The organism is Bradyrhizobium sp. 62 (assembly GCF_023073035.1).
Taxonomy (GTDB): Bacteria; Pseudomonadota; Alphaproteobacteria; order Rhizobiales; family Xanthobacteraceae; genus Bradyrhizobium.
Genome location: NZ_JADPIT010000027.1, coordinates 75,683 through 89,812, shown reverse-complemented (window position 1 = coordinate 89,812; position 14,130 = coordinate 75,683). Strand labels below are relative to the sequence as shown.

At 64.4% G+C, this 14,130-nt stretch carries 15 protein-coding genes; 4 read left to right on the top strand and 11 right to left on the bottom strand.

Features of this window, described 5'->3' with window-relative positions:
* Positions 1-40: 40 nt before the first annotated feature.
* Positions 41-1,201 (bottom strand): DUF4175 family protein, encoded by a 1,161-nt coding sequence (locus IVB47_RS26240; RefSeq protein WP_247285827.1) that lies wholly within the window; start codon positions 1,199-1,201, stop codon positions 41-43.
* Complete coding sequence (locus IVB47_RS26235; protein ID WP_247465646.1) at positions 1,189-3,123, bottom strand: TIGR02302 family protein; 1,935 nt, start codon at positions 3,121-3,123, stop codon at positions 1,189-1,191. The genes IVB47_RS26240 and IVB47_RS26235 overlap by 13 nt, the downstream gene beginning before the upstream one ends.
* Before the next feature lie 166 nt (positions 3,124-3,289).
* On the opposite strand from IVB47_RS26235, the gene IVB47_RS26230 reads away from it, so the two are divergent.
* On the top strand, positions 3,290-3,673 hold the full coding sequence (locus tag IVB47_RS26230) for a carboxymuconolactone decarboxylase family protein (protein ID WP_027514149.1): 384 nt from the start codon (positions 3,290-3,292) through the stop codon (positions 3,671-3,673).
* A 132-nt stretch (positions 3,674-3,805) separates the two neighbouring features.
* Complete coding sequence (locus IVB47_RS26225; RefSeq protein WP_247285822.1) at positions 3,806-4,702, top strand: NAD(P)-dependent oxidoreductase; 897 nt, start codon at positions 3,806-3,808, stop codon at positions 4,700-4,702.
* Positions 4,703-5,104: 402 nt separating this feature from the next.
* On the opposite strand, the gene IVB47_RS26220 is transcribed toward IVB47_RS26225, so the two are convergent.
* Both IVB47_RS26220 and IVB47_RS26215 read right to left on the bottom strand, forming a co-directional pair.
* Positions 5,105-5,431 carry a DUF1330 domain-containing protein gene (locus tag IVB47_RS26220; protein WP_027565614.1) on the bottom strand — a complete coding sequence of 109 codons (327 nt, stop codon included), beginning with the start codon at positions 5,429-5,431 and terminating at the stop codon, positions 5,105-5,107.
* A gap of 134 nt (positions 5,432-5,565) precedes the next feature.
* Entirely contained in the window at positions 5,566-6,264 is a 699-nt protein-coding gene (locus tag IVB47_RS26215; protein WP_247465644.1) for a helix-turn-helix domain-containing protein, read from the bottom strand.
* A gap of 182 nt (positions 6,265-6,446) precedes the next feature.
* On the opposite strand from IVB47_RS26215, the gene IVB47_RS26210 reads away from it, so the two are divergent.
* On the top strand, positions 6,447-6,965 hold the full coding sequence (locus IVB47_RS26210) for an SRPBCC family protein (protein WP_247465641.1): 519 nt from the start codon (positions 6,447-6,449) through the stop codon (positions 6,963-6,965).
* A 57-nt stretch (positions 6,966-7,022) separates the two neighbouring features.
* Here the strand turns inward: IVB47_RS26210 and lysA are convergent, their stop codons facing one another.
* From lysA to argH, 3 genes are all read right to left on the bottom strand, one after another.
* On the bottom strand, positions 7,023-8,288 hold the full coding sequence (gene lysA, locus IVB47_RS26205) for a diaminopimelate decarboxylase (protein WP_247465638.1): 1,266 nt from the start codon (positions 8,286-8,288) through the stop codon (positions 7,023-7,025).
* Between the two features lie 23 nt (positions 8,289-8,311).
* On the bottom strand, positions 8,312-8,602 hold the full coding sequence (locus tag IVB47_RS26200) for a lipoprotein (protein ID WP_247285814.1): 291 nt from the start codon (positions 8,600-8,602) through the stop codon (positions 8,312-8,314).
* A gap of 93 nt (positions 8,603-8,695) precedes the next feature.
* On the bottom strand, positions 8,696-10,093 hold the full coding sequence (gene argH, locus IVB47_RS26195; protein ID WP_247465635.1) for an argininosuccinate lyase: 1,398 nt from the start codon (positions 10,091-10,093) through the stop codon (positions 8,696-8,698).
* Positions 10,094-10,199: 106 nt separating this feature from the next.
* Between argH and IVB47_RS26190 the strand changes: the two genes are divergently transcribed.
* Positions 10,200-10,889, top strand: coding sequence for a TlpA disulfide reductase family protein (locus IVB47_RS26190; protein ID WP_247285812.1), 690 nt, complete (start codon positions 10,200-10,202; stop codon positions 10,887-10,889).
* A gap of 9 nt (positions 10,890-10,898) precedes the next feature.
* On the opposite strand, the gene IVB47_RS26185 is transcribed toward IVB47_RS26190, so the two are convergent.
* The 4 genes from IVB47_RS26185 to IVB47_RS26170 form a co-directional block, all read right to left on the bottom strand.
* Complete coding sequence (locus IVB47_RS26185; protein ID WP_247465632.1) at positions 10,899-11,093, bottom strand: hypothetical protein; 195 nt, start codon at positions 11,091-11,093, stop codon at positions 10,899-10,901.
* A gap of 148 nt (positions 11,094-11,241) precedes the next feature.
* Positions 11,242-12,123 carry a 3-hydroxybutyryl-CoA dehydrogenase gene (locus tag IVB47_RS26180; RefSeq protein WP_007597339.1) on the bottom strand — a complete coding sequence of 294 codons (882 nt, stop codon included), beginning with the start codon at positions 12,121-12,123 and terminating at the stop codon, positions 11,242-11,244.
* Positions 12,124-12,316: 193 nt separating this feature from the next.
* On the bottom strand, positions 12,317-13,261 hold the full coding sequence (locus IVB47_RS26175) for an FAD-binding protein (RefSeq protein ID WP_027514159.1): 945 nt from the start codon (positions 13,259-13,261) through the stop codon (positions 12,317-12,319).
* A complete protein-coding gene (locus IVB47_RS26170) occupies positions 13,261-14,010 on the bottom strand; it encodes an electron transfer flavoprotein subunit beta/FixA family protein (protein WP_018453239.1) in 750 nt (249 codons plus the stop codon). The genes IVB47_RS26175 and IVB47_RS26170 overlap by 1 nt, the downstream gene beginning before the upstream one ends.
* Positions 14,011-14,130: the final 120 nt, after the last annotated feature.

The window sequence follows — 14,130 nt, the reverse complement described above, 5'->3', positions numbered from 1 at the left end:
CGGAGTACTGGATCGCCCGGTCAAGCCGATGACAGAGAACTCAAAAATCCTTCAGCAGCCGCTCGATGTAGTCGAGCTCGATCTGCGGGCGCGAGCTGTCCCCCAAGCGGCGCCGGAGCTCCTCGAGGATGCGGCGGACGCGCTGGGCGTCGATCTCGCCGGGGATCTTGACCGTGTAGTCGTCGCTCAGATCGCGGCCGTGAAGGGGGCGACCCAGCGGATCGGTCTGATTGCCGCCGCTCTGCTGACGGCCGGGCCGGTTGCCGGGACCATCGCCCTGCCCGTCGCCATCGCCCTGCTGCATCGCCTCGGCCATCTTCTGCGCGCCCTTGCGCAAGGCCTCGAGCGCTTTCCCTTGCGCGTCCACGGCACCGTCCGAATTGCCTTCGCCGAGCTGCGAGCCGGCATCGCCCATGGCCCCGTCGGCGGCGTCCAGACTGCCGTCGTCATCGCCCTGGTCACCGTCCTGATCGCCATCCTGGCCCGGCTGTCCCTGCTCGCCCTGCTGACCCTTTTGCCCCTTCTGGCCCTGGCTCTTCTGGCCCTTTTGCCCCTTCTGCGCGAGGCCGCGCTTGGCGAGTTCGTCCTGGAGCTTCTTCAGCCGGTCGCGCAGCGACTGCTGATCCTGCTGGAGGTCCGACATCGACTGGTCGCCCTGCTGCTTGCCGCGCGAGCGCTCACGCCGGGAATCCTGCCCCTGCTTGAAAGTCTTGTCGCGCAATTGCTGCTGCTTGCGGATCATGTCGCTGAGCTCGTTGAGCGCCTGCTCCATGTCGCTGTCGCCGGATTGCCCGGGCTGCGCCATCTGGAGATTTTCCATGATCTGCGCGAGCTGCTCGAGCATGCGCTGGGCCGCTTCTTTATTGCCTTCGCGCGCGGCCTTCTCGATTTGCTTCAGCAATTCGTCCAGGTCGCGCTGCGTGATGACGGAACGATCGCGATTGGAGGATTGGCTCTTTTCCGTCGCGCGCTTGTAGTCCTCGAGCTTCTGAATCGCATCGGATTGATTGTTCAGGCTCTTGCCGGATTCCTTCTGCCTGAGACTGTCGCCGGAATCCTGCATCGCCTTTTCAGCGCCATCGAGCAGAGCATCAACATCCTGATCCTGCTGGGCAGCCACGGGCGAGACGCCTCCCAACAGGAAGGCGAGGCAAGCGATCGAGATCGCCTTCAAGACTGGCACGCGTGCTAGCTTCCGCATTTACGGTCTCGCGTCGACTGGTTGGCCCCGTCGTTGCCCGCCTTCGCCCGATTGTTCGCCGACTTGCGATAGGCCTGAAGCTGCTCGCGCAATGCGTCCTGCTGCTTCGCCAGCTCTTCGAGCTGCTCGGGCGTGGCGTTCTGGGTCTTTTGTTTCAGCTCGACGGACTTGTCGAGGATGAGCTGAACCTCTGCCGGGAAAGGCTGCCGGGGTCCAAGCGGATTCTGCTCGGCGCGCCGGGCGAGATCGCGCACCTTGCCGGCCATCGCCTCGCGAAGCTTTTGCGTCAGCGCCTTGATCTCGTCCTCGCTGGCGCCGCGTTCCAGCGCCCGCTTGAGCGCGTCCTGGGCCGAACGCAGCGCGGCGTTGACGCTGCCGGCGACACCGTCGTCCTCGATGGTGACCGCGAACGCCCACATGCTTTTCACCACATCGCGCATCGCGTCGTCGGTGCGGGCGGCTTCTAGCTGCAGCGCCAGGCTGCGCAGGCCGAGATAGCAGCCCGCATCCGGCGTGAACAATTCGGGTGCGATCATCAGCGCGTCGAGCGCGGCGTAGACATCCGAGTTCTTGTTGGCGTCGAGCGCGAGGATGCGGCGCTGCTCGACCAGCGCGCGCGCGAGCGAGTTGGTGAACAGTCGCTCGGGCAGGCGCATGTTGAAGGGCTCGCTCCTGGCCTCGTTGCCCGCCTCGTCCTTGGCGGTGAGGGTCAGCGTGACGTCGGCGCCGGCATAGGGATCCTCGCTGAGGTCCTTCACCGTCTGGCCGACGCCGTTGCGGGTGCGCGCATTCGGCAGCACGAGCGGGAATTGCGGAGGCTGGAATAGCGGCCGCGCGGCGGCCTCCTTGACGCCATCCTTGACGCCATCCTTGGCATCGACGGTACGCAGGCCGATTTGCGCGTCGGCGCCGGTGACGCCGTAGTCGTCCTCGACCTTGTAGGTGAGCTGGAGTCCGCCACGGGCCTGGCGCTCGGGATCCTTGGCCAGCGCGATCGTCGGCGCGCGGTCCGGCGTTGCCGCAAACACCCATTGCGGCTGGCCGGAGGGAGCGCGGACATGCGCGGTGCCGTCGCCGCTGATGGCAAAATGCTTCTCGTTGGTACCCTTGGGCGCGGCTTCGGTGGGCGCGACTTCCTTGAGGCCGCCGGAGACGACAACATCAAGGCTGCCGCCGGACGAGCGCACGATCAGGGTCGAGCCTGCGGGAACGGCAAGCGGCCCGCTGGCCGGCAGCGCCGCGGCCTCCTTGTTCGCCGCCGACAGGATGATTGGCGGCTTGCCGGTGTAGAGCGGTGGCGTGACCCAGGCATCGACGCGAACATTCGTCGGCGCCAGCACGCCGTTCCAGTGGAAGGCAGCCCCGAGCCGCATCGCACGCTCGTCGCCAGCGGCGAAGAAGGTCGCAACCAGCATCACCATGACCAGCGCGCGCAGCGCCCAGGGGTCATGCAGCGCGAGCCGGGGCTGCGGCAGACCGGCGCGGATGCGCTTGATGGAAGCCAGCGTGCGCTCGCGCTGCGCCCGCCACAAGGCCTGCGCAACCGGGTCCTGTGAGCTCAGCGTGTCCGTCAGCGTGGTGGCCGGCCGATGACGGATGCCAGAGCCGCGGTCGAGCCGGGCCAGAGCCTCCTCGCGGCTCGGCCATCGGAAGCGACTCATTGGGAACAGGACGGCAATCGCAACGCCGGCGAAAACGACAAGTCCGATGGCGCGGGCAGTGGACGGCAGCGCCAGCCAGAGTCCGGCCCAGGACACCACTAGGAACAGACCGACGACGGTAAGAAGCCGCGCCAAATTTGGCCAGGCACGCTCCCACGCGATGGCATAAGTGGCCCGTTGCAGGGCTTGCGCCAGCTTCAGCCGCGACAGAGCGTCGCCATCGCGGATCGGGTCTGACGGGTCGGGGGTGACGCCGTTCAATCAACTCTCCAGGTTGCCCGGTAGAGAAGCGTACCACAACGGCAGCACTGAGGCATCCGTTCCTGTACGGGAGACACCCCTTTTCCCGCATAACACGAGGACGTGACTGGCCCGTCGCAACCCCGTAATTTCCGCGCCGCCATCCAAGGAAAAAGAAGGAAACGCCATGGACAAGAAGATGCACGACAAGGGCCTGGAAGTCCGCAAAGCGGTGCTCGGCGAGGCCTATGTCAACAACGCTCTGAAGAGCGTCGACGATTTCAACCGTCCGTTCCAGGAGATGCTCAACGAATATTGCTGGGGCACGGTGTGGGGCCGCGAGGAGCTGCCGCGCAAGACCCGCAGCATGCTCAACATCGCGATGATCGCGATCCTCAATCGTCAGCACGAATTCCGCGCGCATCTGAAGGGCGCACTCACCAACGGCGTCAGCCGCGACGAAATCCGCGAGATCCTGATGCAGGTCGCAATCTATGGTGGCATGCCGGCCGCGGTCGACAGTTTTCGGATCGCGCGCGAGGTGTTCGCCGAGATCGACGGCAAGGCGTGAGCTAGACTAACGCTCTTAACTCTATCGCTCCGTCATTGCGAGCGGAGCGAAGCAATCCAGACTGCCTCCGCGGCGACAGTCTGGATTGCTTCGTCGCTTCGCTCCTCGCAATGACAACGGGAAGGAAACACCATGGACATCGGATTCATCGGCCTCGGAAACATGGGTTTCCCGATGGCGCGGCGGCTGATCGAGGCCGGCAACCGGCTCGTCGTGTTCGACACGCGCCGGGAGGTCGTCGACAAGCTGGTGGCGCGCGGCGCCACTGCAGCGACGTCGCCGAAGGAGGTCGCCGACCAGGTCGAGACGGTCATGGCGAGCCTGCCCTCGCTGCAGGCTTCGCTCGCGGTTGCGACGGGGCCGAACGGCGTGATCGAGGGGAGCCGCGTCAAGCGCTTCATCGACCTCTCCACGGTCGGCTCCGCGATGGCGGTTAAGATTCACGGCCTGCTCGCCAAGCATGACATCGTGCAGATCGACTGCCCCGTCTCCGGCGGCGTCGGCGGCGCGGAGAAGGGCACGCTGGCGGTGATGGTCTCGGGGCCGAAGACCGAGTTCGAGCTGCTCAAGCCCGCGCTCGACATCATCGGGAAAGTGTTCTTCATCGGCGAGAAGCCCGGCGCGGCGCAGACCATGAAGCTCGCAAACAACTTCCTGTCGGCCACCGCGATCGTGGCGACCTCGGAAGCGGTGGTGATGGGCGTCAAGGCGGGGCTCGATCCCGCCGTGATGATCGACGTCATCAATGCGGGCTCCGGCATGAACACCGCGAGCCGCGACAAGTTTCCGCGCTCGGTGCTGCCGCGCAGCTTCGACTTCGGCTTCGCCACGGGACTGATGGTGAAGGACGTGCGGCTGGCGCTGGAGGAGATGAAGCAGCTCGGCCTGTCGATGGAGGTCGCGGATGCGGTCGGGCGGTTGTGGGAGACGGTCATCAGCGCGGAAGGCGCCGAGTCCGATTTCACCGCGGCGATCAAGCCGATCGAGAAGAAGGCGGGCGTTGTGGTTGGCGGCAGGCCACCCAGCTAGCGCCAACACGAAAGCGCAGCGCCGGCGACCGGCGCTGCGCTGTCCTCCTTGGATCGATCTGCTACGAGCGGCGTCTGCCAAGTTCCAGAAGGTCGATCGGCTGCTCCAGTTGCAAGGAGGCCGAGCCCCCGCTGCATTTGATATACTTCTCGTCGCACCTGCGCATGCATCGTCTCTCGCTCGAGCATTTCGCAGAGGTGTTGTTGCAGCTGACCCACGTAATGTCGCACCGTGTGACCCGGGCCGACGCGACGCCGGAAAGTCCGAGGAGGAAGGCTACGCTGCAAGCTACGAAAAGCATGCGAAGCAAGCCGGCGCCGGCGAGTGAATCGTTCATTCCAATCTCCTGTGTTGGCCGGGCAGGTCTGCGCCTGCGCGCCGAGTTTTTGACGAAGACGCAGTTCATGCCTTGGCGAGATAGGGGATCGTGCCGGCCAAGTCGGTATCGTCGATCAACTGGAAGCGGCTCTCGCTGCCGCCCCTGCGCGCTGCCGCGAAGCGGCTGTAGGCGGGATCAGTGACGAAGGACTCTGCTGCCTTCACCGTCGGAAACGACATGATCGCGATCAGGGAGGTGTCGAGAGGCGCACCTTCCAGCGTCTTCACATTGCCGCTGCGCGAGAGGTACTTGCCGCCGTGCTTGTGCACGAGGTCGTGAACGGAGGCCGCATAGTCCGGCACCCATTTTCCGTCGGTCACTTTGATGTCTGCGATCAGATAGGCTGTCATGCCGCGTCTCCTGGCTCGAGTTCAGCTCCGCTTTGATAGGGGCGGGCATCACTTGGGTGCCAGAACACGGCCGGGGCTCGCCAGTACGGGAACTGTAGCGGGGCGATACAAATACTGAATTGCGCCGCCCTGGATCAGCTCGCCAACTTGCGTTCCTTGGCGAACGGGCTGAGGCCCAGCCAGCTTTGCATGGCCGCGGCAAGCTGCCGGTCGCCGGTGAGCAGCATCCGCCGGCTTGCGACGGCCGCGCGCACGGTATCGAGTCCCATCCAGATCCCCGTCATGGTGCGCAGATCAACCGACACGTATAGGTCAACATCGAAACCGGGATCAATCGAGCAGAGGTCGACACTGTCGTTGGGGTCGACGATCAGCCACCACAATCGCTGCGTCGAAGGCAATTCCGGATACGCGAACTGCAGCACACTGCGGCGGGTCGGCATCGGCGTCGTGTTCAAATTCCGCCGCATGTCCCACATCAACAGCTGGACATCGAGATGCTGAAGCGACAGATCCGACTCGATACGGCGCTGGCCCCAGATGCCGAACGCCTCCACGATTGGGCCGAGTTCGCGTCCGGCTGTGGTCAGCAGATATTCGGTGATACCGCGCTCGGAAGCCGATGCCCGCCGCGTAACGATGCCGGCGGCTTCGAGCTCCTTGAGACGTTGCGAGAGCAAGGCAGGCGACATCCGCGGAACGCCGCGGCGCAGCTCGTTGAAGCGCGTCGAGCCGGCAATGAGTTCGCGAAGGAGCACGACGGTCCAGCGCGTGCATAATATCTCGGCCGCCATCGCGACCGGACAGAACTGCCTGTAGCTGCCGATGGTCATGCGGGCCTCCGTCACAAGCGAAGGCGCAACCTTAAGGCCGCGGCGCTCGGCTTCCTAGTTCAGTTTCTGTATCAGCACCGATTCATTCTCTGAACTGGCCGCGGACCGTGGTGAGCGTCTATTCGACCGGCATTGGCAAGCCGGCCGCCGCCATCACGGCCCGCCGGACACAGGAGATTACCATGAAGAAATACGATTCAGCAGCTTCCAGATTGCTCGTTTCGGTTCGTAGCGCCGCGATTTGCACCCTCGGCCTGGGCGTCGGCGTCATGCCGGCGTCCGCTGCCAATCTGACGAGGAGCATCGAGGTCAACAGTGCTGCGGCCGAGGTGTGGTCCGTGATCGGGCCGTTCTGCGCGATCAAGGATTGGCTGCCGCCGGTGGGGCAGTGCATTGTGGACGGCAAGTCGCCGCCAACCCGCACGCTCGTCACCAGGGACGGCAAGGCTTCGTTCGTGGAGACGCAGACTGCGCGGAACGACAAAGACTACAGCTATTCCTACGCGTTCCTGTCGAGCCCACTGCCGGTGAGCCAGTATAAGTCGACCATCAAGGTCACGGCAAAGGGTGAAGGCGCGTCGGTGGTGACATGGACCGGCATCTACACGCCCGACCCGGGGCGGGAGAAGGAAGCGGTCGATGCCCTCGGCGGCGTCTATGATTCCGGCCTCGCCGCGATCAAGGACCGGTTCAAGAAGTAGGGGTCAATGCAGCGATGGGCGCAGCGGTAGCTGCGCTCATCGTGGACCATCACAGCCTCACAGCCACGGCGCCGGCGTATCCATCGCGATCAATTGCTCGACCTCGATGCGCGGACGCACGACGGCGTACTGGTCGCCCTTCACCAGCACCTCGGGCACCAGCGGCCTCGTATTGTAGGTGCCGGCCTGCACTGCGCCATAGGCGCCGGCAGTCATGATGGCGATGAGGTCGCCGGGCTTTGGCGTCGGCAGCGTGCGATCCAGCGCGAGGTAGTCGCCGGTCTCGCAGACCGGGCCGACGACGTCGGCCATCATGGTCGCGACTCCCTTCGCAGGCTGCGTCACCGGCAGAATGTCGTGATGGGCCTCGTACAGCGTCGGACGGATCAGATCGTTCATGGCGGCGTCGATGATGACGAAATTCTTGCCGTCACCGTGCTTCACATAGATCACCTTGGCGACCAGGATGCCGGCATTGCCGACGATCATGCGCCCCGGCTCGAACATCAGCGTGCAGCCGAGATTGTGGCTGACGCGCTTGACCATCGCAGCATACGCATCGGGCGCCGGCGGCGCTTCGCGGTCCATGTAATAGGGAATGCCGAGGCCGCCACCGAAATCCACATGCGAGATGTTGTGGCCGTCGGCACGCAGCGTCTGCACGAATTCGGAGAGGATGCGGAACGCGATCTCCATCTTGGAGAGGTCGGTGATCTGGCTGCCGATATGAACGTCGGTGCCTGTGACCTCGATGCCCGGCAGCTTCGCGGCGCGGGCATAGACCTCGCGGGCATGCGCGATCGGGATGCCGAACTTGTTCTCGGACTTGCCGGTCGAGATCTTTGCGTGCGTCCCGGCATCGACGTCCGGATTGACACGGATCGAGATCCGCGCGGTCTTGCCCGTCTCGGTCGCAAGGCGCGACAGCAGCTCGAGTTCGGGCTCGGATTCGACGTTGAGGCAGAGGATGTCGGCGGCCAGCGCGGCGCGCAGCTCGTCTTCCGTCTTGCCGACGCCGGAGAACAGGATCTTGCTTGCCGGAATGCCGGCGGCCAACGCGCGCTTCAATTCGCCGCCGGAGACCACGTCCGCGCCGGCCCCGAGCCTGGCCAGCGTGCGCAGCACCGACTGGTTGGAATTCGCTTTCATGGCGTAGCAGACCAGCACCTTCTCGCCGGCGAAGGCGTCGGTGAAAACGCGATAGTGCCGCTCGAGCGTTGCGGTCGAATAGCAATAGAACGGCGTGCCGACGGTTGCAGCCAGCTCGGACAGGTTCACTGCCTCGGCGTGCAGCACGCCGTTGCGATAGTCAAAATGGTTCATGGCGTTGGCTCAGTTGCCCCAGCCTATCGGCTGGGTCTTTCGTCCAGCAGCGGGTCGAGGATAAACGGTTTCTTCCTGCCCTTGGTCGCCGCCGGTGCGGCGTCCGCGCCATAGGTGGGATTGAACACGCTCGGCGTCCTCTGGGCTTCGGCCTCGGTGTCGGTCGGCGGTGCGACGTTGGCTGTGGACGCGCTCGAAGCGGTCGGCGGCAGATCCAGCGGGCCCTTGCGGCCACAGCCGGCAAGCGCGAGCGCCGTCAGGCTCAAGACAATGATGGCCCACCCCGAGCCGGCCGGGCGAAACTTTGACGTCACGACGAAATCCCCACTACGCGCGGCGCACCATACAGAGATTGGCGCGCTCTGGCGAGACCCGGATGATCATGAAACATAAGCGAAATTTTGCCCTCAGCCCAATTTTCGCTCTTTTTCCAGCCGCCTCAGCCAGGCCTTGGCCTGCGCCGTCACGTTCTTCGGCGCGGTGCCGCCGAAGCTGGTCCGGCTCTTGACCGACGATTCGACCGAGAGCACGCCAAGCACGTCTTTCGTAACCTTCGGCTCGATCGCCTGCATCTCCTTGAGCGGGAGCTCGTGCAGCGCCACGCCGCCCTCGGCGGCTTTCGCGACGATGCGGCCGGTGACGTGATGGGCCTCCCGGAACGGCATCTTTAACGTCCGCACCAGCCAGTCGGCAAGATCGGTCGCGGTGGCGTAGCCCTCGCCTGCAGCAAGCTTCATCTTCGCTTCATCAGGCACGAGATCCCGGACCATGCCGGTCATGGCGCGGATCGCGAGCGACAGCGCGGCGAAGCCTTCCATCGCGCCCTGCTTGTCTTCCTGCATGTCCTTTTGATAGGCGAGCGGCAGGCCCTTCATCACGATTAGCAACCCATTGAGCGCGCCGATCACGCGGCCGGTCTTGGCGCGCACCAGCTCGGCGGCGTCAGGATTGCGCTTCTGCGGCATGATCGAGGATCCCGTGGTGAACTTGTCGCTGAGGCGGATCATACCGACCAGCGGGGAGGTCCAGATCACGATCTCCTCGGCGAAGCGCGACATGTGCACGGCGCAGATCGAGGCCGCCGACAGCGTCTCCAGCACGAAGTCGCGATCGGAAACCGCATCGAGCGAGTTGGCCATCGGACGATCAAAACCGAGCGCCTTCGCCGTGGCGTGACGATCGATCGGGAACGAGGTACCGGCGAGCGCTGCAGCTCCGAGCGGGGATTCGTTCAGCCGCTTGCGCGCGTCCTGGAAACGGCCGCGATCGCGCGCGGCCATCTCGACATAGGCGAGCAGATGGTGGCCGAAGGTCACCGGCTGCGCGGTCTGCAGGTGCGTGAAGCCGGGCATGACCGTCCCGGCATGCTCCAGCGCGCGCTCGACCAGCGCCCGCTGGAATGCGGCGAGCGCGGCGTCGGTCTCATCGAGGACATCGCGGACGTAGAGACGAAAATCGGTCGCGACCTGGTCGTTGCGCGAGCGCGCGGTGTGCAGGCGGCCGGCGGCAGGGCCGATCAGCTCGGACAGGCGGCTCTCGACATTCATGTGAATGTCCTCGAGCGCGCGCTTGAATTCGAAGCCGCCCTTGCCGATCTCTGACAAAATCGTGTCTAGACCCCTGCCGATATTTTTCGCATCAGAGGCCGTGATGATGCCCTGTGCGGCCAGCATCGCGGCGTGGGCCTTGGACGCGGCAATGTCCTGGGCAAAGAGGTGACGATCGACGTCGATGGAGACGTTGATCTCTTCCATGATCTCGTCGGGGCGTTCCGAGAACCGGCCGCCCCACATCTTGTTGCTCATGATCCCCTGCTCACGCCTTGCCTGTCGCCGCCGCACGTTTGCTGACGGCTGCCAGCCGTATTAAGAGGCCTCTGATAGCCATATCTGCGACCGGATGACAAACGATATGCTCGACCCCAACGACAGGCTCGACCAAACGAAAGCACGGTCGGCCACGCGCCGCATCCCCGTCGTCATCGCTACCGTCGTGGTCGGGGGCCTGGCTGGCTTTGCCGCGCTGTACGGGCTCGGCCTGGGCCGGTCCCCATCCGGCGATCCCGCCTGCCGGGCGGCGGTGAACACGGCACAGAAGATCGCCCCGCTCGCCCATGGCGAGGTGGCGGCGCTGACCATGGCGACCGCACCGCTGAAGCTGCCGGACCTGGCCTTCGAGGACGCCGACGGCAGGCCGAAGAAGCTGTCGGATTTCCGCGGCAAGACGCTGCTGGTGAATCTCTGGGCCACTTGGTGCGTGCCCTGCCGCAAGGAAATGCCGGCGCTGGACGAGCTCCAGGGCAAGCTTTCGGGCCCGAATTTCGAGGTGGTGGCGATCAATATCGACACCCGCGACCCCGAGAAGCCCAAGACGTTCCTGAAAGAGGCCAATCTTATCAGGCTCGGTTATTTCAATGATCAGAAAGCCAAAGTTTTTCAAGATCTTAAGGCGATAGGACGGGCGTTAGGCATGCCCACCTCGGTGCTGGTCGATCCCCAAGGCTGCGAGATCGCGACGATCGCGGGGCCGGCGGAATGGGCGAGCGAAGATGCGCTCAAGCTGATCCGGGCTGCGACGGGCAAAGCCGCCGCGTCGTTCTAAGCGATGATGTTAGGCGGTGACGTTGAGGTTGCTGCCGACGCCGGCGCCGACATTGGCAAGCGAGGGCTGTCCGGCGCCGAGCAGCGTCAGGACGGTAGATTTCTCCTCGTCCGCGTTCTGCTTCATCAGCGTCGCCGAGATATTCGACTGCAGCGCGCCTTGCTGAGAGGCCAGCATGCTGCTGACCATCGCCATCATGTCCATTACGCAAACCCTCGTACCGGCCGTAACCTAGACGCGAGCGGTTAACGGGACATGAATTGCCACGAAACGCCCTAGGTGGGCTTTGTCCGTGTTCCGGACGCGGCGCGCCATGCAATGACGCAACGCAGAGCCGGGGCGCGAGACCGGCTTATCTCGTCGGAACCGGCTTGGCGCCGCGGTAGTCGTAAAAACCGCGCTGGGTCTTGCGACCGAGCCAGCCCGCCTCGACGTATTTCACCAGCAGCGGGCACGGGCGGTACTTGGAGTCGGCGAGGCCCTCATGCAGCACTTGCATGATCGACAGGCAGGTATCGAGGCCGATGAAATCGGCGAGCTCCAGCGGGCCCATCGGATGGTGCGCCCCGAGCTTCATCGCCGCGTCGATCGCCTCGACGTTCCCCACGCCTTCGTACAGCGTGTAAATCGCCTCGTTGATCATCGGCAGCAGGATGCGGTTGACGATGAAGGCCGGGAAATCCTCGGAGACCGCGACCTGTTTGCCGAGCTTGCCGACGAATTCCTTTGACGCCTCGAAGGTCTGGTCGTCGGTGGCGATGCCGCGGATCAGCTCCACCAGCTCCATCAACGGCACCGGATTCATGAAGTGAATGCCGATGAAGCGTTCGGGCCGGTCGGTGGCGGCGGCGAGCCGCGTGATCGAGATCGAGGAGGTATCGGAGGCAACGATCGCCTCCGGCTTCAACACCGCGCAGAGATCGTGGAAAATCTTGCGCTTGACCTCTTCCTTCTCGACCGCGGTCTCGATCACGAGATCGCAGTCCGCGAGGTCGTCCAGCTTCTCGCCGGCCACGATACGCGCCATCGCCTTGGCTTTGTCGTCCTCGCTAACGGCCTTCTTGGAGACCTGGCGCGTCAGGTTGCCATTGATCGTAGCCATGCCTGACTTGAGGCGGTCGGTCGAAATGTCGTTGAGCACCACGTCGAAGCCGGCCAACGCAGCGACATGCGCGATGCCATTGCCCATCTGCCCCGCGCCGATCACGCCGACCTTCTTGATTACTGCCGCCATAATGTCATCCACCGGAACGGCGCGCTATCAACCGCGCCTGCCTATCCCCCTGAGCCGGGAGGTCTGATTTAATCAGAACCCGGCCTCGAAACCTAGATTGGATCGCTTCGAAGGCGTGTCCCGCGCCAAAGAAAACGCCTCAAAAAGCAACACCGGCCGGAGTTTATAGCTCCAGCCGGTGTTTTAGCGCGTTTTACTTGCCGAGCTTGCCGAGTTCGGCCGTCAGCTCCGGAACCGCCTGGTAGAGGTCAGCGACCAGACCGTAATCGGCGACCTGGAAGATCGGCGCGTCCTCGTCCTTGTTGATCGCGACGATCACCTTGGAGTCCTTCATGCCGGCCAGATGCTGGATCGCGCCGGAAATGCCGACTGCGACATAGAGCTCGGGGGCCACGACCTTGCCGGTCTGGCCGACCTGCCAGTCGTTCGGCGCATAGCCCGCATCCACCGCCGCACGCGAAGCGCCGACGCCGGCGCCAAGCTTGTCGGCGAGCGGCTCGATGTACTTTGCGAAATTCTCGCGGCTCTGCATGGCGCGGCCACCAGACACGATGATCTTGGCCGAGGTCAGTTCGGGACGGTCGCTCTTTGCGACTTCCTCGCCGACAAAGGACGACAGGCCCGGATCGGCCGCCGCCGCGACGCTCTCGACCGACGCGCTGCCGCCTTCACCTGCTGCGGCGAAGGTGGAGGTGCGCACCGTGATGACCTTCTTGGCGTCCTTCGACTTCACCGTCTGGATGGCGTTGCCGGCGTAGATCGGACGCTCATAGGTGTCGGGGGCGACCACCTTGGTGATTTCCGAGACCTGCATGACGTCGAGCAGGGCCGCGACGCGCGGCATCACGTTCTTGAAGCGCGAGGTCGCGGGCGCGACGATGGCGTCATAGGACGGTGCCAGCGAGACGATCAGCGCGGCCAGCGGCTCGGCCAGATCGTGCGCGTAGAGCGCGCCGTCGGCGAGCAGCACCTTCTTCACACCGGCAAGCTTTGCGGCCGCGTCCGCTGCAGCCTTGGCGTTCTCGCCAGCCACCAGAACCTCGACGTCCGCGCCGAGCGCGGCCGCCGCGGTCAGGGCCTTGTTGGTCGCATCCTTGAGCGACGCATTGTCGTGTTCGGCAATCAGAAGCGTCGTCATCAGAGCACCCCGGCTTCGTTCTTGAGTTTCGACACCAGCTCGGCGACGTCCTTGACCTTGACGCCCGCCTTGCGGCCCGCCGGCTCGGTCGTCTTGAGAACCTCGAGGCGCGCGGTGAGATCGACGCCGTAATCGGCAGCGGTCTTGTCCGCGATCGGCTTCTTTTTGGCCTTCATGATGTTGGGCAGCGAGGCATAGCGCGGCTCGTTGAGACGGAGATCGGTGGTGACGATCGCCGGTCCCTTCAGCTTCACGGTCTGCAAGCCGCCGTCGACTTCGCGGGTGACCTTGAAGTCGCTGCCTTCGACCTCGAGCTTCGAGGCGAAGGTCGCCTGCGACCACCCGAGCAGCGCGGCCAGCATCTGGCCGGTCTGATTGCTGTCGTCGTCGATCGCCTGCTTGCCGAGAATGATCAGGCCCGGCTGCTCTTCGTCGGCAATCTTCTTCAGGATCTTGGCGACGGCGAGCGGCTCGACCGCGCCCTCAGCCTTCACCAGGATGCCGCGATCGGCACCCATGGCGAGACCGGTGCGGATCGTTTCCGAGGCCTGCGCCGGTCCGATGGAGACCACCACGACTTCGGTCGCCTTGCCGGCTTCCTTCAGGCGCAGCGCTTCTTCGACCGCAATTTCGTCGAACGGGTTCATCGACATTTTGACGTTGGCGAGTTCAACACCCGATCCATCGCTCTTGACGCGGACCTTGACGTTGTAATCGACCACCCGCTTTACCGGTACCAAGACCTTCATCGATCCTCTTTCACTCAATCTGGGAGGGGGTATCAACTGGCGCGGAACCTAAAGGCCTGATCCGGCCCGGTCAACGCGCGAAGGGGTCTAATTTTGGCGCCCAGAAATGCGCCGCATAAT

What these genes read in the sequence shown, in the direction of transcription:
- IVB47_RS26240 (WP_247285827.1), bottom strand. Translation starts at nt 1,201, where the DNA reads ATGCGGAAGCTAGCACGCGTGCCAGTCTTGAAGGCGATCTCGATCGCT.
- IVB47_RS26185 (WP_247465632.1), bottom strand. Translation starts at nt 11,093, where the DNA reads ATGGACATGATGGCGATGGTCAGCAGCATGCTGGCCTCTCAGCAAGGC.
- IVB47_RS26175 (WP_027514159.1), bottom strand. Translation starts at nt 13,261, where the DNA reads ATGACGACGCTTCTGATTGCCGAACACGACAATGCGTCGCTCAAGGAT.
- IVB47_RS26210 (WP_247465641.1), top strand. Translation starts at nt 6,447, where the DNA reads ATGAAGAAATACGATTCAGCAGCTTCCAGATTGCTCGTTTCGGTTCGT.
- IVB47_RS26215 (WP_247465644.1), bottom strand. Translation starts at nt 6,264, where the DNA reads ATGACCATCGGCAGCTACAGGCAGTTCTGTCCGGTCGCGATGGCGGCC.
- IVB47_RS26170 (WP_018453239.1), bottom strand. Translation starts at nt 14,010, where the DNA reads ATGAAGGTCTTGGTACCGGTAAAGCGGGTGGTCGATTACAACGTCAAG.
- lysA (WP_247465638.1), bottom strand. Translation starts at nt 8,288, where the DNA reads ATGAACCATTTTGACTATCGCAACGGCGTGCTGCACGCCGAGGCAGTG.
- IVB47_RS26220 (WP_027565614.1), bottom strand. Translation starts at nt 5,431, where the DNA reads ATGACAGCCTATCTGATCGCAGACATCAAAGTGACCGACGGAAAATGG.
- IVB47_RS26190 (WP_247285812.1), top strand. Translation starts at nt 10,200, where the DNA reads ATGCTCGACCCCAACGACAGGCTCGACCAAACGAAAGCACGGTCGGCC.
- IVB47_RS26180 (WP_007597339.1), bottom strand. Translation starts at nt 12,123, where the DNA reads ATGGCGGCAGTAATCAAGAAGGTCGGCGTGATCGGCGCGGGGCAGATG.
- IVB47_RS26225 (WP_247285822.1), top strand. Translation starts at nt 3,806, where the DNA reads ATGGACATCGGATTCATCGGCCTCGGAAACATGGGTTTCCCGATGGCG.
- IVB47_RS26230 (WP_027514149.1), top strand. Translation starts at nt 3,290, where the DNA reads ATGGACAAGAAGATGCACGACAAGGGCCTGGAAGTCCGCAAAGCGGTG.
- argH (WP_247465635.1), bottom strand. Translation starts at nt 10,093, where the DNA reads ATGAGCAACAAGATGTGGGGCGGCCGGTTCTCGGAACGCCCCGACGAG.